Source organism: Citrobacter sp. RHBSTW-00029 (assembly GCF_014104295.1).
Taxonomy (GTDB): Bacteria; Pseudomonadota; Gammaproteobacteria; order Enterobacterales; family Enterobacteriaceae; genus Citrobacter; species Citrobacter youngae.
The window spans coordinates 1-22593 of the sequence record NZ_JABXRT010000002.1; the positions used below are offsets into that span (position 1 = coordinate 1).

Genomic DNA, 22593 nt, shown 5'->3' on the forward strand with positions numbered 1-22593 from the left:
ACCGGTTTTCTCATCTTCACGCCAGTCGTCGTCATCCGTTGCCACCAGAATATACTGGCCCCGGCCACGCGCCGCGTACTCCCACTGCGCTTCCGTCGGCAGGGAAAACGCCAACCCCGTCTTCTTTTTCAGCCAGCGGCAGTAATTATCGGCCTCAGTCCATGACACCACCGCCGGACTGTTTTTAAAATGGGTCATATCTGCCAGCATTTTATTCAACCATTTGTTATCAAACTGCTGGGCAGGTAATCCCGCCATTTTCAGGTAAAAGGCGTAATCCTCATGGGTCACCTTGAAACGACCGATGGAATAGCTGCTCAGCGTCACTTCATGCAGGGGTTTGGTATCTTTTTCCGACGAACAGCGCGCCCCCTCACCGTGCGTGCGGGAGCAAAAATCCCCCATCCAGAACGTACCACCCGGAATAAACACCAGATCGCCGGTGATGCGTTGCAGATATTGCGCTAATTCAGCGTTATTCTGCGCCGCCGGTTCCGGTTTATCGCAACCGCTCAGCAATAGCAACAACGCCAGACTATATTTATAAATTCGTTTTTTTTCCATTAATCGTTACTCTCCCATTTTTGCTGATACTGAGGATCAACCGGCACAAAATGACACAGTGACCTATAAAATGGATTATCATCACAATGTAATTTGTATTGTTTGCTGCAATTTGGCGAAAAAGAATAACCGTAGGTTGGTTTCTCCTTTAAACGCGACACCAGTTCATCGAAATCTCGCAGTTCTAGTTTGTCGATGATATTATCCAGCTCGTCATCACTATCAATGCCCGTCTGCAAGAATATCCGGATATTCTTTTGCGCCATTTTTACAATCGCATCCTCATTACCGGGATACACCATTCCCGTTGCAGTAATACGCGTCAACACCTTTTTCCACTCCCGTTTGGTCTGAATACTGGACAAAATAAACAATACCGCTTTTTTTCGTTCATGGTTGGTATCCGGAATAAAACCATCCCCTTGGTTATTGATATCAATACGATCGTAGGCGCCGTCTAAGGTCAGGAGATACAGGGCAGCACCTTTTGCCTCAGGCGAATAAAGATATACATTGCCAGGGTTGCTATTAATTTTAAGCGCAAATTTATTGCGTTTTGCCGACTGGTCTCTTGCCGTCATAATTTCTGTAAATGTTGATTTAATAAAATTAGTGAAATCCACTAAAACATCTTTAAAATCAGCAACTACTTCATCATAATACTCTTGGTATTTTTTCTCCTGGTCCATCAACAAAATATATCCCAAAGCCTTAAATGCTTCTTCCTCAATAATCACCCAGTGCTTATAGTCCATACCATAGAGTTGATAGATAACCCATACTGCGAACTCCATAAACAGTTCAGGAGTAATCTCACCCTCCACAAGTCCCTTCGCGCCGGGGCCCAAACACAAACTGCCATGTATATGGAACCTGAATCTTCCTTTAACAAAACGAACCCTAAACTCACCGCTGGCCCCAGCGCCTAATTGAACCTCGCCACCGACTTTAAGCGAACCAAAATCCTGGAAATCACCTAAATGCTCTTCTTTCTTTTTATTCTTTTCTTTTTGATTTTGCAGTTGAATTAATTTATCCATTGCCGAGGCGTCAAGCATTAAGTCTGGTTCAAGACCTAATTTTTTTAACATGGCCGGGATTTCCGCCACCAGTGAAGTAAAGGGTTTCAGCCACTGTAATGTTCCACCTAAACTGGCGCCAACTTTAGCACCACCAAAGGCTTCCGCTTTTACTTCCAGTCCTTTTTTTGCTTTGCCTTTATTGCCCTTAACTTTTACGCCTTCTTTTCGTTCAACAAATGTCGAACTTTTGGTGCGATTTCCCATTAGCAACTGTTTTTGATTGTATGTCACAAACTGCAGATTGGCTTCTATCTTGGCTGATGCGCCAACATACCCGGTCAATTGCCCTTCTATTTTTGCCCTCAGGACACCAATATTGGCTTCTTCCTTATCATTAATCATAAATTTAAGCGGCCAGCCGGTCCGGTCGGGAACAAAAAGTGTGGAGTTTACTTTTCCAGAGAAAACGGTTAATTCAGCTTGAGCCTCACCTTTTATTTTCACTTGTCCGGTATCAGGGTCCCAGCTATTAAGCGTGGAGGCATTCGCTGTCAAACGCATAAATTGAGCACCCGCAGAAACATCAATATATTCACCCGTGTGCTTATACTTTTTATCGTTCCATACCTCGGCCCATTCTGTTAATGTCTTCTCAAATTTGATGTTTGCACCGACAGTCATTGTGCGATCCATCATTTGTTTAATCTTCTCCTTGGCTGTTTTCAACTTCTCTGATAAAGATTTTATATCGATACCAATAATATTATTATCTTTATCTTTGGTGAAAATATTATCACCACTAAAATCATCCACGGAAATCACTGTGAATTTTGTTTCAAACTTCTTATAGTCTTCTTCTTTAACATATGAATAAAATCGACCAAAAGCTCGCTTCTTAATATCTTCAATGGGTATTAGCTCAACTATAGGTTTATACCCACTTTGTTCATTGAAATCCCCCAACTCCTGCTGTAGATTTTTAGTTGCCGTTTGTAGCTCACCTTCAGCCTTTGATATTTCATTTTCCAGTTCGGGCAACCTGTCCTTATTGGCAGTATCCTTTAACTGCACACCATATTTTTCAATAGCCTGAGAGTATTTATTTTTTGCAATATGTTGTTTATTTACCAGGTCGCTCAGTTTACTCATAGCAACTTCAAACACGCTGGCATCCGCTTCATCAATAAAAATCAATTGTAATTTGTCAATCCTGAAATAGCATTGACAAGATTTGACAATCACAATTTTTACATTTGACTCAACCTTACTCGTTTGATGATCTGCTGCTGGCGTGTTTGAACCGCTCATAATCTTTTCCCTGATTATTCAGATGCATAAATTAATAAATTATCACTTCACCGGACTCGGGTGGTTCACTGCACAGCGCACGGCTTTGTCGCTTGGCCGGTATGATCTGCTTTCAGGGTCCGCTTTATAGCGCACCATGGTCAGCCCGCGCCCCGGCCCTGAGTAGTCCTGGCTGCGCAGCACCCGCGTGTAGTACCCGTCCGGGTCTTTAAATACCGGCTGCTCCGGGCCCTGCGGGTCTTTTACCGGCGAATGGCTGTAGTATTCCGGGTCATACCAGTCCTTCATCCATTCCCAGCCGTTTCCGGCCATGTCGTAAATCCCCAGCGGATTGGGGGGACGAAAATCACGTGGAAGGGGGGATAGCCACTTGAGGGTTGAGCCTGTCTTTTTGGCATACTCTTCAGTATCCAGCTCAGTGGCAATATTGATGCCCTTGCGGTTTTCTATACGTATCGTGCCGTCATCGGTGGGCGCCACCACATATTTACCCCGGCTACGCGCCGCGTATTCCCACTGCGCCTCCGTCGGCAGCGAGAACGGCAGGCCCGTTACCCCTCCCAGCCACGCACAGTACCGCTCCGCTTCGTTCCAGTCCACGCGGGCTGGCGTATCCGGGATCCGTCTCCTGTCATTCCAGTCCCTCCCGCTCAAACGCCCCTTGACCTCCCGGCCCTTCAGGCCATTCCAGGCCAGATAAAACTGGTACTGCTGGTTGCTGGTTTTAAACTTACTCAGCGAATAGCTGCTTAACTCCACCCTGTGCAAAGGCTTGCTGTCTTTATGCCCGTCGTACTGCAGTTTTTCCACGCCATATTCTTCGCCAAAATCCCCCATCAGGTATTCACCGCCTTCCACAAATACCTGCTCTGACTTTATCTGCGCCACAAACTCCTGCAGCCGGGCCTGGTCTTCCGCACTGTGCAGGGGTTTGACTGAGGCGGGGTCGCAGCCAGCTGCTGCGACTATCGCAATGGCGCACAGCCACAACCTGTCGTTTTTCATTATCACAGACCTCACTTCACCGGACTCGGGTGGTTAACGGCGCAGCGCACGGTTTTGTCGGTTGGCAGATATGGTCTGCTTTCAGGGTCCGCTTTATAGCGCACCATGGTCAGTCCGCGCCCCGGCCCTGAGAAGTCCTGGCTGCGCAGCACCCGCGTGTAGTACCCGTCCGGGTCTTTGAATACCGGCTGCTCCGGGCCCTGCGGGTCTTTTACCGGCGAATGGCTGTAGTATTCCGGGTCATACCAGTCCTTCATCCACTCCCAGCCGTTTCCGGCCATGTCGTAAATCCCCAGCGGATTGGGGGGACGGAAATCACGTGGAAGCGGGGATAGCCACTTGAGGATCAGGCCTGCCTTTTTGGCATACTCTTCGGCATCCAGCTCAGTGGCAATGTTGATGCCCTTGCGGTTTTCTATACGTATCGTGCCGTCATCGGTGGGCGCCACCACATATTTACCCCGGCTACGCGCCGCGTATTCCCACTGCGCCTCCGTCGGTAGCGAGAACGGCAGACCCGTCACCTCTCCCAGCCACGCGCAGTACTGCTCCGCTTCGTGCCAGTCCACATGCGCAGGTGCATCCGGGATTTGTCCCATCTCGTTCCACTTCTGCCGGGTGATACGCCCCTTAACCTCCCGGTCCTTCAGACCATTCCAGGCCAGATAAAACTGGTACTGCTGGTTGCTGGCTTTAAATTTACTCAGCGAATAGCTGCTTAACTCCACCCTGTGTAATGGTTTGCTGTCTTTACGCCCGTCGTACTGCAGTCTTTCCACGCCATACTCTTCGCCAAAATCCCCCATCAGATATTCACCTCCTTCCACAAATACCTGCTCTGACTTTATCTGCGCCACAAATTCCTGCAGTCGGGCCTGGTCTTCCGCACTGTGCAAGGGTGTGACTGAGGCAGCTTTTTGATCGCAGCCAGCCATCGCGCTGACAGCCAGACTCAGGAGTAATAACGGGTATTTTATCTTCATGACCATTCCTCAGAATTTGTGCCAGACAGCGGTGAAAATGCTCCCATACGCGGATAAAAGGGGTTATCCGCCGTCGTTAAGCGATACGCAGTGGTATTGTTCATCGTCAGGGCATATCCCCAGGCAGGCGTCGTTCTTAATCTTTTATAGATAAGATCCATTTCACTGACTTTATCGAAACCTTCCTGGAGAAAACGCCTTACCGCGTTCATTGAATTTTGCGCCTCCATATATTTCAAGGCAGAGTTACCCTCTGCCATGTCACTTCCACTGGCATTAAATCGGCTAAATATCTGGAACCACTCCCGCTGCGTCTGAATGGATTGCAACACAACAATAATCGCCTGCTTGCGCTCTGGATAAATATCGATGAGATAATCACCGCGATTATCAAAATCAACATGATCTGCGGCACCATGGCGGGTAAGCAGGTAGAGTAATATTCCTTTGGCCTCAGGGGTACGCATCAGAAGTAAATCGGGGCTCTTAATAATATTTGCTGCTAACTGATTTCTTCTTTCAGACTCATCAAAGACGGATTCAATATTTTCTACCAGGTTAGTATATTTTTCATTTATTGTATTTAACGTTTCTTGTGAACTCTTTAGCCCCTTAGCTATTGAATCTTCCATATCCGAAAGCAACAAAACACTAACTTGGGTAAATGCTTCAAAAGCTTTCTGTGCCACTATTTCGAAAAAGGCGTAGTCTAATCCATAAAGCTGATAAATGAGCCATTTTGAAAATTCATAAAATTTGTCAAAATCGACTTCTGCTTCAAAACTGCCTTTTGCCCCAATCCCGACACAGAGGCTGGCGGCTATTTTGAAACAAAACTTACCGTTAACAAAATCACACTGAAAAGTACCGCCAATTCCGGCGCCAGCCATTCCTACCAGGCTTTCAGTAAAGGTACAAAAATCGGCGAACTCGTTAGCTTCTTTGGCATCGTCTCCGGTCTTGCCCTGGCGTACGGTAAGTTCCGGCGGCTGCAACCACTGTACTCCACCTGCGAGCTTTAGTTCTGCGCGCGCGCCGCCAAACGCTTCTGCGCTCACTTTGGCGCCATCTTCGTTTTCCTCTCTGGCCTTATGGAAGGTTGCACCGCTCACATGCCGTTCGCTAAATCTCGGTAGACGCCCGGCGCTGTTACCCATAATCATTTGCTTACCGCCATAGGTGGTAATCTGCAACTGCGCTTCTGCCTGGGCAGAGGCTCCCACAAAGCCAATCAGTGAGGTTTTCAGATAGACTCTGAGCATTCCCATTTTTAATGGTTCAGTTCGATTTTCAGGTTGAAATGTCAGGCTCCAGCCAATACGATCCGGAAGATAAAATGTCGTTTCAACAATGCCAGAAGCCAGAGAAAGCGTGGCCTTGAACTCACCTTTGATAGCCAACTCGCCGGTTGCTGGATCCCATTCCGCTGAAGCCGCCAAATTAGACGAGCAGCGCATAAACTGTGCGCCAGCTGAAAAATCGATAAACTGACCAATTTCTTTATGCGAAACCAGACTGTTATTCCAGCTATCTGCCCAGTCCGTTAACGTCTCATCTATTAGCTTTTTATCGATTGGATCAAAAAGATTTATGCCTTTATTTTCAAACTCCAGATCTTTAATTTGTTTTTTTAATTTAGAAACTGAAATCCCTGTTATATTACCATTTTCTCTTTTTAGGATATTATCCGCATCAGATTGTTTAAACTTTACTTTATGTCTGACTCCCGCCCCCAAATTATCAACATATCCTTTCTTTGCAAAAGAATAGCGTTTCTTTGCGCCAGCGCCACCATTTTTTCGAGAGATGGGGATGAGTTCAACAACATCCTCATAACCTGCCCCCTCAGACGAAAATTTTCCCATAATCTTTTGTAAAGCATCTCTTTTCTCACTCAAATCAGCTTCTTTATGAGTGACATTACTCCCTTTGTCAGTAAGAGCGGCACTTTCCTCTATTTTTGAATTTAAAACGCCAAATTCCTCAACAGCTTTAGAGTATTCCTCGTTAGCCTGATGAAATTCATCAACTGCCGTCATTATTTCACTGGCATGCTCATCAAGTACTTTTGCCGCATCAGTAGTTAAAAACAATAGCTCCTGCTCTCCGGTACAATAATAGATATCACATGATTCATGTGATATCTGTACGGTGTTATTTTCTTTTTTACTTAATTGATTCTCTGCTACGGGTAATATGGATGTATCGCTCATGATACCAACCTGGTTTTATTCAAAGAATAACTTCATAGTCTGAGGTTCAAGGCCGTAATGAGATTGGGTATATCCATTCTCATCAGTCACACCACGAATAGTTTCACCACTTTCAGTTTCAATACGATATTTAATGTACGGTTTAGGCTTACCATCCCCTTTATCAACGATCTGAAAAGAACCATTCATAGGGTATTTATATTGCGGGTCAGAAACAGTCATCGGCTTAAGCGCTTTTTCCAGGATACCTACTCCGCCCCACTGGATATCAGGACTTTTTAGCTTAAGACTCCCCGGTGCGCCAAGCTCGATGGATCCATCTTTGATTTTTATATATGCCCCACCTGTACTGGTAAGCGTAATTCCCTGTTGAGCATTTAAAACAATGTCACCATTAACGCTATTAATGTTCATCGTTTTATCTGACTGCAATCGCATGCCATCAGTTTGTGCCTGAATATCGATCATTCCTCTGGCGGCAAAAATTTTCATCCCCATTTTTTGGGCAAACAGACTGATTGCCTCGCCAGCAGCAACTGTCAGACGTTTAAACAACGTAAGATCTGCATTTTCACTCGTTGTGACCGTTAAAGAATGACCTGCTGTTAACTGAATATTTTTGGGTGTAGCCGCACCTATACCAGCAGGAGCATTCAGTAACAAACCCGCCCCTTTTAATTGCGCCAGCGTTTTCGTCAATTCTTGCTGTGAAGCAATATCGGCATCAAGTGAACCGGATACTTTGGCGCTGCTCGCTAAAGCAGTAACCAGCTCGAGTGCATTTTGCAACTCAGCTATTGCAGCACGCATATCCAGCATCTCTCCCTGAGCTTGCGGCTGGTTATAGGCACTAATTAAAACCCCTTTACCGCCGCGTACCGCCACCCAGTCGTCTGTACGTAGCTCCGCCCCCTCTCCCCGCAGCGCACGCTGTGCATCCACGTTATGCCCCAGGTTCAGCTGCGTCTTCCCGCCGTACTCGGTGCTGAGCTTGATGTGCTCCTCGCCCCGTTTATCCTCCATGCGCAGCTTATTATTCGCGGGCGTGCGGATGACGTTGCGGGTGTGGTTTGCCTGTGTCACGTGGTCCGGATGCCGGGAGTCGTGCAGCGCATGGGCGATATAGGGCCGGTCCGGGTCCCCTTCATGGAACGCCACCGCCACTTCTGTGCCCTGTATCAGCGGGAAGTGAATCCCGTAGGTATCGCCGCCGTAGGGTCTGGCCAGGCGCAGCAGCATGCTCTCGTAACCCTGCTGTTTGCTGTCCTGGTCTGCATCAAACTTCACCCGGTACAGTCCCTCCGCCGTCTGATGCGCGTAGATATCCCCGCTTTTCGGGCTGCTGACCCGCGCCGTCAGCGTGCCGCTGACCTTCGGTCTCGCCTTCAGCGCCGGACGCCAGCACTGCGTCTCACTGTACGGCACCGCCGCCAGCGTCACCCTCAGCGCATCCTTCCTGCTGCCGCTGAACCCGGCCCGGATGACCACCACCGGCTGCTGCAGCACGTCCGGCAGCGTCGACGGTATGCTATTGTCCGTTATCGTCAGCACCTGCCCCGGACGTAACCCCGCATCCGTGCTGAAACCCGTTATCAGCGTCTGCTCCGCCAGAAAACGCTCGTGGTCCAGTCGCGCCCAGAAGTTCCCGGTCTCCGGCTCCGGATCGAATGCATCCCCGGTTTCAAGATGGCGCGGTTTGTAGTGATACACCTCGCCATAGCGCATTTCCTCGCCTTCGCCGCCGGTGATATCCGCCCTCGCCGACTGCAGCACCTTCTGCGCTTCGCGGTGGTTATAGTCTTTTGCCGTCACCCCCGCCGGTGCCACCTGGTGCAGGATGTTCAGTCCCCAGACGGAGTCCGCCCCGCTGTCGCTCATTCCTGACGGGCTGTTCAGCGCCAGCCGTTTATCAAACTCATAGGCGCTCTGCTGGTCTGCAAAATGCACCACTTCCGTCCGGGTGTCCGGCTGCAGCGTGAAGAAGTAAAATATCCCCACTTCCGCCAGCAGACGCTCAATAAACGCCAAGTCGCTCTCCTGGTACTGATTTATCTGTTCACGCTTCGGATAAGTCTGAGTCAGCGTGAATTCATACTCCCAGCCATGCAGGGCGTGCTCCTGCAGGATTTCACTCACCACTTCCGGGACCGATTTGTTTATGAAGAAACGGTGCGTGCGGAACTGTTTATCCAGCAGGGAGAGATAAGGCTCGACGATAATTTGATATCTTGATTCATCGGCAGAACCAGATACCCGCTGAAAATCAGTTATCACACCATGGACGATTTTCTGCGTCGTCATAGATGCCAGCTTGCCAGCATTCATCGTCAATGTTGCTACCTGACGCACAAATTGATTTACCTGAATATCTTTATCTGTACTGGTAAACAAAATACCATAGTAATAATTCCGGCTCAGCCCTTCAGAACCACTGAAATCCTCTACATCCAATACAGAAGAGCAAGAAGGAATAGATAAACTATATCGATTAAGCGTAGTTGCTACCGTCTGATGAGACTTATCCATAAGATTAACTCCGTTCAACGCACTTTATTTCCCGATTTAAAAAATCACTTATCCATCGCAGAATAAGGCCTGGCTATTTCCATATCGGTAAGATGGATGTTATAAATACGACCATTAGAAATCTCCACCCCACTAACAACACTTCGGGGTCTATCACTTGAATAAGGAATCTCTAACGTGTACGTAACTACAAACTGGCCACTAGCAGGAAAAGTATAAAAATCGGGTGTTATGCACCATTTATTATTAAGAAGAATAAGCGGTGGATTTGGCATAAATTTCTCATCAGCAAATTCAGCACCTCTACGAGTAACCGTAATGATACCTGGTTTGTACTCTTCAGAGTCCTTCACCCAGAAGCAGATATTTTCCCCAACCACGCTAACTGTGGCTTCCTCATCGGTAAATGATCTGTCACCATATCCAGGGCACCCGGTGAGAAATAACAGACTGTAACTCAGCAAAGTTGCATTAATTAACTTCTTAGCTCTTTTTACCAAAGAAGCCCTCACAATGCTTATCTAATGGCATTTTCATAACGAGGTCCATACACAGTGAAGTCATTATGATTTATACATACTTGAAGTGTTTTACCTATCCATCTCAGAATATGGTCGTATGATTTCCATATCGGTAAGATGAAAATTGTGGACATTCCCATTAGAGACTTCCACACCACTAACCACGCGCTGCGGTCGGTCATCTAAACTATCATTTGGTATACTATAGGAAACGATAAACTGCCCCTTATCTGGAAAAGTATAAAAATTAGGAGTAATACACCATTTCTCGTCAATCAATATCAATGGTGGATCTATAGTGAATTTTTCCCTTCCGAATTCAGATCCTCGTTGAGTAATAGAAATGATACTGGGTTTATGTTTCGCAGAATCATTCACCCAGAAACAGACATTTTCCCCAACCATGCTAACCACCGCTTCCTTATCAAGAAGTAACACATCCCCATATCCTGGACATCCGGTGAGAAATAACAGACTGTAACTCAACAGACTGAAACAACAAAATAATCTACCTTTCATCACCAGGGAAATCCTCGAAGAGTATTTCTATACGATTCTCTGATTACATTTTCATGAATATCCCCATCTAAAGTTATATTATGATTGAACCGCATATCCAGCCACGTTCTATATCCACTCTTTTTTAGAATAAAGCTATCCGCGATAATTTGAGCCTGCTGCTCCATGGGGTACTCGCTTAGAAGTCGTCCATCCAATTTATATCGATAACTGACTAACCAACTCACCAGACCTCGACAAATAACGTTCATGCCATTTTCTCGCTGCCAGACATGGCTCATTTCATGGATAAATAAATGTTGCGAATAGGGTAATGCCTGAGAAAAATCTTCCCGATACAGTTCACGAAAGTAAATCTCACCATCAGGCGTCATCGCCGTATTCGAATCCTGTAAATTAAAAGGCAAATAACTGCTCCTGTGGATCCACACTTTATGATACTGGAGAGCAGAACCAAATACAGACTTTGCCAGTTCAATCTCTCCAGATGTAAGCGTTCTGAGACCACCTTCTTTAATATTATTTGGCACTCTCAAACTCCATCATGATGCCCTTCAACTCATCCCAGCTAAGGATCAGAGAGTGTGGCTTTTGCTGCCGGGAAAGATATGTTAACAACTGCTGACTGAGCACTGGCAAGATTTGTTGGTTCAGCAGACTGTCGATATTCCTCGCCCCCGTATCCGGTAGCAGGCAAGCGGCGGTCAGGGCATCAAAAAGGTTCTCGGATATCGTCGTGGTGATACCGTAGTGGCGCTGCAATCGCTGGCTAACCTGATCCAGCTTCATTTGTACAATGGTGCGCAGCGCTGGTTCACTGAGCGGGTGATAGATAATGGTCTGGAAACGTGCCAGCAGCGCCGGCTGAAAATGGTCGCGCAAAAGCGGGCGCAGTAGTTCATGCAGATCGGGCTCTGCCGCTTCCGGCTGTTCTTCCAGCAGCTGCATCACGGCATCGCCGCCAAGATTGGAGGTCATCAAAATAACGGTATTGCGAAAATCAATTTCACGGCCTTCGCCATCGCGCATGAAACCACGGTCAAATACCTGATAAAACAGGTTCATGACGTCGCGATGCGCTTTTTCGACTTCATCCAGCAGTACCACGCTATAGGGGCGCTTTCGCACGGCTTCGGTCAGGATCCCTCCCTGACCATAACCCACGTATCCCGGAGGCGAGCCCTTGAGCTGGCTCACGGTGTGCGGCTCCTGATATTCAGACAGATTAATGGTGATCAGCGATTTTTCACCGCCAAACAGAATCTCGGCCAGCGCCAGCGCCGTCTCCGTTTTCCCGGTACCGCTTGGTCCGGTAAGCAGAAACACACCCTGCGGGCCGTTTTCCGGCGTAAGACCCGTTTTTGATGCGCGCAGTCGTTGCGCGATGGCATTCAGCGCATAATCCTGCCCGACAACGCGTTTTCCCATCTGAGTTTCAAGCGTCAGCAAGTCTGTCTGGGAGTCCTTCATTAATGAAGATAATGGTACACCAGTCCAGTCGGCGATCACCGTTGCGACAGTGCGCGCGTCTACATCCGGAAACAGTAAAGGATGACCCTGCTGAAGCACACTAAGCTGCTGCAATTCAACCGTCTCCGCCTGACGGGAAATATCACGGCGGCTGGCCAGCAGTTGCTCAGTGAGCGCTAATTCCTGGCCATACTGGGTTTCGCGTTCATCCAGCTCGACAAGCAGACGATTTTCTTGCTGTTCAATGCTCGCCAGCCTTTCACCATGCTGACCATTTCCTAGCGCGAGATCTGCAAGCAACGCCTGCTTTTCGATTTCAAGCGCGGTGATCTCCGACCTCAAACGCGTCAGTGGTTCCGGAACGGTATCAAGGCTGATACGTACTCTTGCACCTGCGGTGTCCAGCAGGTCGACGGCTTTGTCCGGCAACTGCCGCCCGGTAAGGTAGCGGCGAGAGAGCGTAACAGCGGTTTTAACCGCGTCGTCGGTGATGTGAACGCCATGGTGTTCCGCATAGCGTGATTTCAGACCGCGCAGCATCAAACAAGCAGTGTCATCATCTGGCTCATCCACTTTCACCATCTGAAAACGCCGCTCCAGCGCAGCATCACGCTCAAAATACTGTTTATATTCGCTCCATGTGGTCGCCGCGATGGTTCGTAGTTCACCTCTGGCCAAAGCGGGTTTTAGCAGGTTGGCTGCGTCAGCGCCTCCCGTCTGATTACCAGCCCCAATGATGGTATGTGCTTCATCAATAAAGAGCAGAACGGGGGTTGGCCATTGCTGAACGGCATCAATGATATTTTTTAAACGCTGTTCAAACTCTCCTTTCACCCCAGCCCCCGCTTGAAGCAGCCCAAGATCCAGCGTGCGTAACGTCACCGCTTTCAGGCTATCCGGCACGTTACCTTCCGCAATACGCAGCGCCAGCCCCTCCACCAGAGCGGTCTTGCCGACGCCGGGTTCCCCGACCAGAATGGGATTGTTTTTTCGCCGACGGGACAGCACATCCACCATTTGACGAATTTCATTATCGCGACCAAATACCGGGTCGATATCGCCGGCACGCGCTTTCGCGGTGACGTCCTGCGTAAATTTATCGAGCACGCCTTGTAATGCTGACGACAACGTCGACTGAGCCAGGCCAGGACGCGATTCATCATCAGGAGAAACCTGTGCCAGAGCGGCCTCCTGCTGTCTTTCGGGCCGCTCATCCGACTGGACATTTAATAGCGGCAGGAGTCGTTCCAGTTGAGTATGTCCGGCGCTCAGAAGAGGCCACAGGCCATCACACTTCAGTAGTGAAGGTTTGCCTACCAGTGCCATCAGCAGATGCACACCCCGTATCTGCGAATTTTCATCCGTTGCGGCGCATAGCCACGCTTGTTGCATTAAAGAAAGAAGCGCATCAGACAACTGTGGGCGGCTTTTCACGGAACGAGGCTGAACATCCAGATGCGCCAGCAGCGACTGCCAGAGATTGTCGATATCCCATTCATAGCGACGAGCGATGACGGTAATATCGCCCTCCCCCTGCTCAAGCAACTTCAGTAGCCAGTGTTCAGGCGTGATTTCTGCATGCGCGCGCGTCTGGCATAACGATGCAGCCGCTTCAAGCGCCTGAGCACAGTAGGGATTGAGACGACGTAATAACACTGCTGACTGGTGTTCCATTTGGTTCCTGACTCCCTGTATTCAGGCACGCTACCGCCCGTGGCCGTAATCCAATGCCCATAAGGTAATAAGTGACGTTGATACTCTCTGCTTAACCCCCCACTCCGGACGCTCAGCAGAGGGCATAAAAAAACGGATGAGGAAATCCTCATCCGTTAGTGCATTACGCGGTGGTACGCTCGTTCCAGGCGTCAGAATGGATAATGTTGCCATCCTTATACGTCCAGACGATTTTCTCGTAGCGCAGTTCTATCTGTTCCAGGTGGTTGTGCTTCTCTTTAGCCGGATCCTTGATGTCGTACATCACAGGATTTACTTTCACCACTTTCACGTTGTGCAGAGTGGTGTTGAAGTATTCCACTTCCTGACCCGCATCATTAATGCGATACCATTTGAACTCTGCCTGGCGCAGGGTCTGACCGGTCGTTACAGCCTTGTACAGATACGGGCTGGAGGCATCGATTTCCTTAGTGAAAAGGAATGGGGTATGGATGCGCGTCCCGGTCAACTTACCGGTGTTGTTATCGGTAGGGATGTACAGGTTATGTTCCTGAGCCACTACTTCGATACTGCCCACACGGTCTTTCACGTCAACAGAGCCTTTAATATCCGCACCGCCGTCATCTTTCAGCCAAAGGTAGACTGGAATTGCCATAACTCTTTCTCCATTTTTACTTCGCTAATGCGTCACCATCTTGCGGTGACGGTTCCCTCATGCCCGGCACCCGACAGGCATCAACCTGCGGAACCAGACTGATCTCTACACGGCGGTTGGCAGCCCGACCCTCCAGCGTATCGTTGGTTTTGTAGGGATGTGATTCACCGTAACCCTGAACGGCAAAGCAACTCTCTGCGACGTCACCGGTATCACGCATCCAGTCGCGAACAGATTCCGCACGTTTGAGAGAGAGCTGCTGATTAGATTTATCGTCACCCACATCATCGGTATGCCCGGCGATGACTATCAGCCAACCGGGCCTGGCTTTGATATTGACCAAAGCTCGAATGAGCACTCTTGTTGAACCCGCTTTTAGCGCCCATTTGCCCGTATCAAACAGCGACATGCTGTCAAGACGCACGGTTTGCGGGGAGGTCGCTTTTGGTTTTTCAGGTGGCAACCAGTCGCTGATTGCGGCCTGCAAAGGTGGGATCAATCTCATCCCCTGGTACAATCCCATTGAAAGAGAAAGGGGTTCGCCGCGCTGATACCAGCGATCAAGCCGCTGCGCATCCCGACGAAGTTGATCCTGAGCCTGAATCTTTGGCTCGACAGGATTGCCGCTAAGATGGCGGTATAGCGTCAGATGATCGTTTGTGATCCTGATGAGATGCTGGTTCTTGATAAAGCTGCATGCCATCGCCAGTCCGACAAAAATACCGCATAGCAGACCACTTATACCCACCGTTCGTTGAAATGCTGTCAGCGCCCGGCGGCGGGATAAAAAAGGCAGTGCTAAATCAGGAAAAGGCAGCAGCTCGGAAACTGCTGACGTCGCAGGGGAAAGTGTTGTTTGCGCTGTGATATGCCGTTGCCACAGATTATTTTCGCAGACCGCTAATGAGGTGAAACACACAACCCGTAAAGCAGAAAAAAGAGGCGGAGCGTGGCGCTCCGTATCGCCTTGCACCTTCTTCAGCCAGCCGAGTAAAGTATCTAACCACACTGCATGTGTAAGATGAGAATGGCGAGCCGAGTGCTCTTGCGATGAGAAAGGAACAAAATCATCTAATCCTGTAGCCGACTGCACTTCAGTATCCTGAGGGGTGCGAATAAACCAACGCACAGTCTCATTGCATTGAGGCGAATTCAGCCAACAACACAGCCAAAACGGCGGTATACCTGATAACCAACGCCGACTCTGGGTCACCACCCGCCGCCAACTGAGCAGCATGTGCTTGAGCGCGTCTTCATCATTATGCCGTTCCGGGATCAATGCCAGCATCACGGAAACGCGCATAAGAAGCCCCGGACGCTGCACAGCTATCTGACGAACCAGAGCACTGTAATGCTCTGGGGATTGAACAGATAAATACCAGCCCTGTGAACTCTCGCAGGAATCGCCACGTCCGGCAAACAAAGGAGCAGTATCGCCACATACCAGCACAACAGGTCCACTGAAACTCTCTGGAGGGAGCGGAACGTCATGAGCAGAATGAGCAGACGTCAACCGACCATATTGACGCCAGCCATAAACGATCCCTGGAATGGAAAGCAGTAAAATAAAGACGGTAAGACCACTGCGAACACCCATACTTAACGGACTGAATCCCCAGACCAGCAATAAAGCCAGCACGGTCGCCAGTACATAGTTCACGCTCCCTCGCAACTGAGCCATGTCTTAACCCTGCCCGATAAGCTGAGCAATCTGCCCTTGTAAGACATGAGAAAATGTGAGCCATAAAGCACCCAACGCCAGTGCGCCGACAAGCCATGCCAGCCACCAGCGGCGCTTACCGCCAGAGAATCCGGAAGCCCGCATGATGACTGGCGCATCGTGCTTTAACTTAAAAGGCATTGCCTGAGTCGTCAGCGCTTCAAGAACATCTTCACGACGCTCGTCTCCTTGCTTACGATAACGCCCAACAAAACCGAGCGTGATTGCGCGATAAAAGCAGGTTAATACGGCGGTATCAGGAACGGGCTCGCGCAGTACGGTACGGATGCGCTCCCAAAGTTCTTCCCCGGCATTGGTGGTGTTGAAATAGCGAGCCTGTAAAGGTGTCGCAAGCCAGGTGATATAACCGCTATCCTGGCGGTTGCGGTTCAACACGCTTTCATCCAGTAATGCACATTGCGTATAGAGCATGTGCTCAACGCTGTGTTCGCTGTATCCCATGTCACGTAAGGCCTCACGTGCAGAATCAATCCATTGGCAGGCCCGGCGATAGAAAGCAGCCCCATCGTCGACTTCCGACCCATCGCGTAATTGGCTTACAGCAAGCCAGGTAGGCCAGAACACCTGATCAATATCCTTATTCATTTATTTCAATCCCTTAATACTGCAAATAGCTCAAGTTGAATCTCTCCCAACGTTCCCGGCACATAGAAAGCGCAATTACCGGCGTCCAGCATGGACTGGGCGGTTGGATGATTAATCTCAAGAGCAAAATATTGATTTTCCAGTCGTAGTGGGATGACTGCGGGTACATGCGTCAGCGGTTTTAATGGAATGCCGCTAAGTGCCACATTGACGACATCCGACACATCAGCCCGACTCCCTGCTTTACACAGCTGTGGAAACTGCGTCAGGAGGACATGCGCTGGAAGAGCCGAACGAACGGACAGATAAAAATCAGCGCCTTCACGCAGTCGGGCATCCGACAGAGCGCCATACCAGAACTGTCGCTCCTGCGTCAGTTCAATCGCGACAACGCGAGATGGCAGGCTGGCTTCCAGTAGTTCCACCAGCAGTGCAAACAGTGGCGGGAATACCTGCTGCGGATTTGCGTGCTGGTATGGAGGTACAACACTGACATCATTGTCTAATGAAAAGGTCAGCAGGCTGCCGGCTAACCGCGCCAACTCACGCCACAAAAGTTCGGGGTGACGGCCCGGATTTTGCAGCATTTCTTTCAGAACAGGCTCCGAGCTATTAAGTGCATTTAGCAGCCAAAACAATGAAACGTCTGCTACCGCAAAATCCGCCATTCGTTCGTTACTTTCACGGCGCAAGGCCATCAGGCGACGGCAACGCGCCTGGATACGGTGTACTAAATCACCGAGCGAATTGATTAATGAGGGGCTCGCTGAGAGTGAAAGCGAGGGTGGTAAAAAATCGCGTCCCAGCTCCCATTGCCCCTGAGCATTACGAATAAGGCAAGCTACCGGACAGGTCAGATAAGCGCTGTTATCGTCATGGGCATACCGGAGGGTAATAGCATGCCGCAATACCGCCATATCAGTCCGTTCCTGGCCTGCGAGATCCTGCACTGGTAGCCATTCCTGCTGCCAGCGACACGGACGGCTAACGCCGTTGCCTGATGAAAGATTGCCGCCATTAGCTGAAAGCAGCGGCAACGCCAGCACGATATCAACGCTGCTGTAACCAGTAAGATGCGATAAATCACACGCCGGAGGCAGGTTATCTGAAATACCTGTATCCACTAACGTACCGTCAGGAAAGCGCACCACCAGATTAACGGGATTCAAACGGGAAACCGTTAGCGCACTTTCATCAAACTCCGCACTGATGACGCCCCACGGTGATGAAAGTGACATGTGAGCAACAACGTCAGCGACATAAGCATCCCAACGTGTCTGTTGCTGAAACTGCTGGGGAGCCAGAAAGGCCCCCTCGCTCCATAACGGACGATAGATCTTCATCGCACCTCCTGTGCGCTGCGTCGTTAAGATTTCGACTTCGGCATTTGTGAAACTAACGACAGACTGACGTCCATACCTTCAACCTGGAAATGCGGAATGGCATACAGGCGTACACGGAAGAAACCGGGGTTATCCTCAATATCCTCCACCACGACACGCCCATCACGCAGCGGGTGTGATGCCTGCAAGTCGTCGCCAGGATCGGTCATTTCGGTTACCAGACTGCGCAGCCAGTTGTTAAGTTCAAGCTCAAGCAGACGGCGATCTTTGGTCGTGCCAATATTTTCCCGCTGCAAGATTTTCAGGTAGTGAGCGATGCGAGAAAGCAGGAAGATATACGGCAGACGTGAGTTAATCCGGCTGTTAGCCGTCGCTTCCGGAGTATCAAACTGCGCAGGTTTTTGAGCCGAGTTAGCAGAGAAGAAGCAGGCGTAATCACGATTCTTATAATATGAAAGCGGAATAAAGCCGAGGTTAGCGAATTCAAACTCGCGGGTTTCCGGAATCATCACCTCAGATGGAATCTTCACCTGATTACCCGTACCCAGATCGTACAAATGGATAGGCAAATCTTTAACTGCGCCGCCCGCCTGCGGCCCACGGATCTGGACGCACCAGCCATTCTTGATAAAACTTTTCACCATGTTGACAGCGAAAGAGAAAGAGGCGCTGGTCCACAGATATTTTTCGTGATCCGGCCCCTTAACTTCTTCAACATAGTTAAAACTGCGTACCGGCACCGTATCAGGGCCGTACGGCAGGCGACCCAGCACACGCGGCATAGTCAGCCCGATGTAGCGTGAATCATCGCTATCACGAAATGCTTTCCACTTGATGTATTCAGCTCGTTCGAAATAATCATTGATATCTTTTATGGCCGCGACGTCTTCCATATTTTCTTTCAGGAAGAAGTTCGGCCCCACGGCACCAATAAACGGCATATGACAGGCTGCCGAGACGCCAGAAATATTGCGCAGCAGTGCAATATCCTGCGGGCTGTTATCAAATTCGTATGCTGAAATCATTGCCGCAATGGGTTCGCCGCCTGGCTGATCATATTCTTCAATATAAACATGGCGGTATAACCCGCTCTGGATAAGTTCCGGCGCGTCGTCAAAATCATCACGTAACGCATCCTTGCTGATATCCATCATTTCTACCCGGACATTTCGACGAAAATCGATGCCGGTGATCATCGAATGTAAACCGCGCCAGAGCGATTCTTGCTTCTGAAACTCAGCATGATGCATGACTTCATTTACCTGATCGCTAATCTGCTTATCAAGGCGAGCAATTTGTTCATCAAGCAGCGTTTTATCCAGGCGCTCTACTGGCTGTGCGGCATCCGCCAGACATGAGACCAGAACCTGAATAGCGGCGGTCACGCGTTCAGCCGGAGCGGCATCAGAAAGCGCTTCATCACTCTGCCACGCATCAACATTTTTTAATGCCGAAACCGGGGAAAGATTAATTTTGTCAAAGAGGGATTGATAAACGCTGCGTTCACTGGTCGTAGTGGCCGCGACTGAAGAGGTATGTTCCTGAACAGACATCAACATATTCCTTTTATGATCCTTTACTATTCCTGCCAATTAAGCGGAGGAAACCCTGTATAGCGTTAAATCTCTTCTGGCATCATGGTTGCCAGTTCATCACGCAGTTCCTGACTCAGGGCTGGATCCTTAAGGATGGTTTCCAGCTCGCGACGAAAAGCAGCGTTATCGAGTAAGTTAGATTTCAGGTCACGAAGTAAGTTACGCATAGCTAACAGAACGCGTAATTGTGGGATATTCCTGGCTACCTGCTCGGGTTCAAAATCGTGGATATTTTTAAAGGTAAGATTAATATCGTCTTTTCTACCATCACCAGCTAACGTATTTTTAACACTCAGATTAACGACTGGTGAGAACTTAGCTAACACATCGTTGAAATTATTCTTATTAATATCAACCTTTTCGCGTTCCGATAGAGGTCGTTGTTCTCTACCATTACTGAAATCACCCACGGTCAAAAGTTTTAACGGCAATTCAACCTTTTTCTGAACGCCTCCGGTATGTAAATCTAACTTGATATTAACGCGTGCCGTCGGCACTTCATTCTGAAAACTGTCACCCATACATCCCTCTCAGACCGGCGATTCCTGCCGATATTTTGCATTTCCTGACGGAGCATTTTCCAATCGCTCAACGAGTTTCATACAACGTCATTTCTGTGGGCAGTCAACAATGACTGTTAATGACAATTAATGATTATAATTAGTGTGGCGATGTAATCCGATATATTCTCTAATAGAAAACATGATCAATATCACTGTTCAACAAAATAATACATCAGTATTATTTATTTAAAAGAGAGATCAAGAAGCTCTTTATCTAATACAAACAACAGGAATTAAATAATGTTAAATGCATTCACTGAATAAATGTATTTTTATTATGCAAGTATTAATAAGGGGAATATCTATAATTATATATATAGACCACATCATTTATTAAAATATAATCGAAATCAATTAAACTATAAATAAAAAAAAAGCCGAAGATATACTTCGGCTTTTCGCACCTCATTCCTGAGCACGCAGAAAGATTACGCTTCCTGCACCACAATCAACGGCTCGATATCGCTCTCTTTTTTAATCACTAGCGACTCATCACCGCGCAGGCAGGTCCCGCCGTAGTTACCACCTACGGTGAACGTACAAACCTGAATATATTTACCGGCAACCTTCGGCAGACACCAAAGCTGCTGATAAATGTTCTTCTGCTCAGCAAACTTACCGCTGGTTTTATCCAGTAGCTCTTCCTGATGACTCACCAGATCGATGTTGCTGCCACAACGTCCTGCAATAGGTTTCACCGCATAACCGGTTTGCGCCAACTCTTCATTAACAGTGAAATCGGTATCAAGCAGATAGCGGTGATGCGGGAAAAGCTGCCAGAGGATCGGCAATATCGCTTTGTTGCCAGGGATCACCGTCCACAGAGGTTCGAAGACCAGCACTTCCGGGCGCAACAGCACGTCGATTAAACGTACTTCCTGATTGGTATGCCCGGTACGAATTGGCACCGCGGCGTACTCCGTTTCGCTGACCTCTCGCACCTGCTCAATCGCGGTTTCCCACGCCCAGGTTTTCCAGACGCAGTTCACCAGGCGACCGTCACCGTCAATCAGTTGACCGGCGTCATCCCAGCGTAGCTCATCGAGGCCACGCAGAATTTTGCTGTCAAACCCGGCCTGACGCAGCGCCTGCTGCATAAACTGCGCGTGGTAGTTTTCTTCGATATCCTTATCCTGCATGATGTGGACAAACGGACGTGCGCGGCTGTGCTTCCAGGCACCCGCCAGTTCGTTGATCAACCCTTCAGCCGGGTTGTGTCCCTGCCCTGTGTAGCCACGCTCGGCCCATCTTTCGAGAATCAAGCCAGCTTCGGTATGGCACGAGGCGGAATCGGCGTTGTACTCATACACCTTCAGTCCACGTTCATCCATACAGAAATCCATACGACCCGTAATCATATGATGCCGACGACGCTGCCAGGAAAGGCGCAGACGCGGCCAGAGGATTTTCGGGATATCGAACAGCGCCAGCAAGTTGTCGTCTTTCAGCACCTTGTCGGTCGCGTGCAGATACATCAGGTGCAGCTCGTTGGTGGCTTTGATCAGCTCCTGCTCGGCACTCTCGGTAATGGTAAAGTACTGATGCGGATCCTGATTAATCACATGCCCATTCGCCAGCACGTAGGCTTTTTGCAGCGGATCCTGTTCATCCAGCCATTTACCGTCAAACTGCCCGTAATCTTCCAGTCGCGCGCCGCCAATTTTCAGCGAGTCATTAGCGATCTCCGGCTGCGGCAGGCTGTAACGAGTATCCTCGGTCTGGATCATCCAGCCAAGGATGGTGGTGTCGTCAAAGGTATCCCGCAGGGTGTAGCAACCGTTTTCAACCACCATCTCCAGCTCGCGGGTCCACTGCTGTCCGGGAGGCAGCGGCGTATGAAGCACGTTCTGTTCGGCAATACGGATTTTGTTTTCCAGCAACTGGGTAACGACCGCCACATGCCCGGTATCTTTAAATTCGCCGCCTTTTTGCCAGATAAGCAACGCGCCTGCTACCGGCGCGCGGGGCGAACCATTGGGAAATGCCTGTAACGGCAGGATATTGTCATTCACCACTTCACGCAGGAAGCGTAAGGAGAAGATCTCCCAGGCCATGCCTACATCGGTGAAGACCACGCCATAGTTAAGGAAGAGAAAGCGGCGTGCGAACTCTACGCACTGCCATTTGTGGCCCATGTATTCGTCGTCGATATAGCTGCGAAATGCCGCATCATCGTCGTAGTCCCGTGGGTCGAGGGAGCTGTAATCTGAAGAGTAGATTGCTACGCCACCTGGGGCGTAGCCCAATAATGTCCCGAATGGGGCATCCTGACTGGTCGTTCCTTTGCTCATGCACCTTACCTCAAA

At 49.2% G+C, this 22593-nt stretch carries 17 protein-coding genes; all 17 read right to left on the reverse strand.

The features are described 5' to 3' along the window. The coding region (locus HV041_RS23075) for an SUMF1/EgtB/PvdO family nonheme iron enzyme (protein ID WP_182294293.1) at positions 1-564 on the reverse strand (564 nt) is incomplete at its 3' end. After that, on the reverse strand, positions 564-2894 hold the full coding sequence (locus tag HV041_RS23080) for a hypothetical protein (RefSeq protein WP_165712665.1): 2331 nt from the start codon (positions 2892-2894) through the stop codon (positions 564-566). The genes HV041_RS23080 and HV041_RS23075, both read right to left, overlap by 1 nt. A gap of 42 nt (positions 2895-2936) precedes the next feature. Beyond that, positions 2937-3899, reverse strand: a complete 963-nt coding sequence (locus HV041_RS23085) for a formylglycine-generating enzyme family protein (protein WP_165712668.1) — start codon at positions 3897-3899, stop codon at positions 2937-2939. An 11-nt stretch (positions 3900-3910) separates the two neighbouring features. Continuing rightward, complete coding sequence (locus tag HV041_RS23090) at positions 3911-4882, reverse strand: formylglycine-generating enzyme family protein (RefSeq protein ID WP_165712670.1); 972 nt, start codon at positions 4880-4882, stop codon at positions 3911-3913. Continuing rightward, the gene (locus HV041_RS23095; protein WP_165712673.1) at positions 4879-7095 is read right to left on the reverse strand and encodes an ATPase; all 2217 of its coding nucleotides are present in this window, start codon (positions 7093-7095) and stop codon (positions 4879-4881) included. Before HV041_RS23095 ends, HV041_RS23090 begins: the two co-directional genes overlap by 4 nt. A 15-nt stretch (positions 7096-7110) precedes the next feature. Then, positions 7111-9621: a type VI secretion system Vgr family protein gene (vgrG, locus tag HV041_RS23100; RefSeq protein ID WP_165712676.1), complete on the reverse strand. Its 2511-nt coding sequence runs from the start codon at positions 9619-9621 to the stop codon at positions 7111-7113. A 44-nt stretch (positions 9622-9665) separates the two neighbouring features. After that, complete coding sequence (locus tag HV041_RS23105) at positions 9666-10121, reverse strand: putative T6SS immunity periplasmic lipoprotein (protein WP_137378847.1); 456 nt, start codon at positions 10119-10121, stop codon at positions 9666-9668. Positions 10122-10211: 90 nt separating this feature from the next. After that, positions 10212-10661, reverse strand: a complete 450-nt coding sequence (locus tag HV041_RS23110) for a putative T6SS immunity periplasmic lipoprotein (protein WP_331254164.1) — start codon at positions 10659-10661, stop codon at positions 10212-10214. Beyond that, positions 10661-11191: a type IV secretion protein Rhs gene (locus tag HV041_RS23115; protein WP_137378849.1), complete on the reverse strand. Its 531-nt coding sequence runs from the start codon at positions 11189-11191 to the stop codon at positions 10661-10663. Before HV041_RS23115 ends, HV041_RS23110 begins: the two co-directional genes overlap by 1 nt. Beyond that, entirely contained in the window at positions 11181-13805 is a 2625-nt protein-coding gene (tssH, locus tag HV041_RS23120) for a type VI secretion system ATPase TssH (protein WP_165712679.1), read from the reverse strand. Before tssH ends, HV041_RS23115 begins: the two co-directional genes overlap by 11 nt. Positions 13806-13968: 163 nt before the next feature. Continuing rightward, positions 13969-14460: a type VI secretion system tube protein TssD gene (gene tssD / locus HV041_RS23125; RefSeq protein ID WP_003024437.1), complete on the reverse strand. Its 492-nt coding sequence runs from the start codon at positions 14458-14460 to the stop codon at positions 13969-13971. A 16-nt stretch (positions 14461-14476) separates the two neighbouring features. Further along, on the reverse strand, positions 14477-16141 hold the full coding sequence (locus HV041_RS23130) for an OmpA family protein (RefSeq protein ID WP_182294294.1): 1665 nt from the start codon (positions 16139-16141) through the stop codon (positions 14477-14479). Positions 16142-16144: 3 nt separating this feature from the next. After that, the gene (gene tssL / locus HV041_RS23135; protein ID WP_165712684.1) at positions 16145-16786 is read right to left on the reverse strand and encodes a type VI secretion system protein TssL, short form; all 642 of its coding nucleotides are present in this window, start codon (positions 16784-16786) and stop codon (positions 16145-16147) included. Between the two features lie 5 nt (positions 16787-16791). Further along, on the reverse strand, positions 16792-18129 hold the full coding sequence (gene tssK, locus HV041_RS23140; protein ID WP_165712687.1) for a type VI secretion system baseplate subunit TssK: 1338 nt from the start codon (positions 18127-18129) through the stop codon (positions 16792-16794). A gap of 23 nt (positions 18130-18152) precedes the next feature. Then, positions 18153-19682: a type VI secretion system contractile sheath large subunit gene (gene tssC, locus HV041_RS23145; protein ID WP_165712690.1), complete on the reverse strand. Its 1530-nt coding sequence runs from the start codon at positions 19680-19682 to the stop codon at positions 18153-18155. Positions 19683-19747: 65 nt separating this feature from the next. Then, positions 19748-20245, reverse strand: a complete 498-nt coding sequence (gene tssB, locus HV041_RS23150) for a type VI secretion system contractile sheath small subunit (RefSeq protein ID WP_048213212.1) — start codon at positions 20243-20245, stop codon at positions 19748-19750. Between the two features lie 470 nt (positions 20246-20715). Then, the gene (gss, locus tag HV041_RS23155) at positions 20716-22578 is read right to left on the reverse strand and encodes a bifunctional glutathionylspermidine amidase/synthase (RefSeq protein ID WP_121585044.1); all 1863 of its coding nucleotides are present in this window, start codon (positions 22576-22578) and stop codon (positions 20716-20718) included. Positions 22579-22593 lie beyond the last annotated feature (15 nt).

Bases quoted from the DNA above. Each gene is read 5' to 3' on its own strand.
- HV041_RS23080 (WP_165712665.1), bottom strand. From the start codon at position 2,894: ATGAGCGGTTCAAACACGCCAGCAGCAGATCATCAAACGAGTAAGGTT.
- HV041_RS23085 (WP_165712668.1), bottom strand. From the start codon at position 3,899: ATGAAAAACGACAGGTTGTGGCTGTGCGCCATTGCGATAGTCGCAGCA.
- HV041_RS23090 (WP_165712670.1), bottom strand. From the start codon at position 4,882: ATGAAGATAAAATACCCGTTATTACTCCTGAGTCTGGCTGTCAGCGCG.
- HV041_RS23095 (WP_165712673.1), bottom strand. From the start codon at position 7,095: ATGAGCGATACATCCATATTACCCGTAGCAGAGAATCAATTAAGTAAA.
- vgrG (WP_165712676.1), bottom strand. From the start codon at position 9,621: ATGGATAAGTCTCATCAGACGGTAGCAACTACGCTTAATCGATATAGT.
- HV041_RS23110 (WP_331254164.1), bottom strand. From the start codon at position 10,661: ATGAAAGGTAGATTATTTTGTTGTTTCAGTCTGTTGAGTTACAGTCTG.
- tssH (WP_165712679.1), bottom strand. From the start codon at position 13,805: ATGGAACACCAGTCAGCAGTGTTATTACGTCGTCTCAATCCCTACTGT.
- tssD (WP_003024437.1), bottom strand. From the start codon at position 14,460: ATGGCAATTCCAGTCTACCTTTGGCTGAAAGATGACGGCGGTGCGGAT.
- HV041_RS23130 (WP_182294294.1), bottom strand. From the start codon at position 16,141: ATGGCTCAGTTGCGAGGGAGCGTGAACTATGTACTGGCGACCGTGCTG.
- tssL (WP_165712684.1), bottom strand. From the start codon at position 16,786: ATGAATAAGGATATTGATCAGGTGTTCTGGCCTACCTGGCTTGCTGTA.
- tssK (WP_165712687.1), bottom strand. From the start codon at position 18,129: ATGAAGATCTATCGTCCGTTATGGAGCGAGGGGGCCTTTCTGGCTCCC.
- tssC (WP_165712690.1), bottom strand. From the start codon at position 19,682: ATGTCTGTTCAGGAACATACCTCTTCAGTCGCGGCCACTACGACCAGT.
- tssB (WP_048213212.1), bottom strand. From the start codon at position 20,245: ATGGGTGACAGTTTTCAGAATGAAGTGCCGACGGCACGCGTTAATATC.
- gss (WP_121585044.1), bottom strand. From the start codon at position 22,578: ATGAGCAAAGGAACGACCAGTCAGGATGCCCCATTCGGGACATTATTG.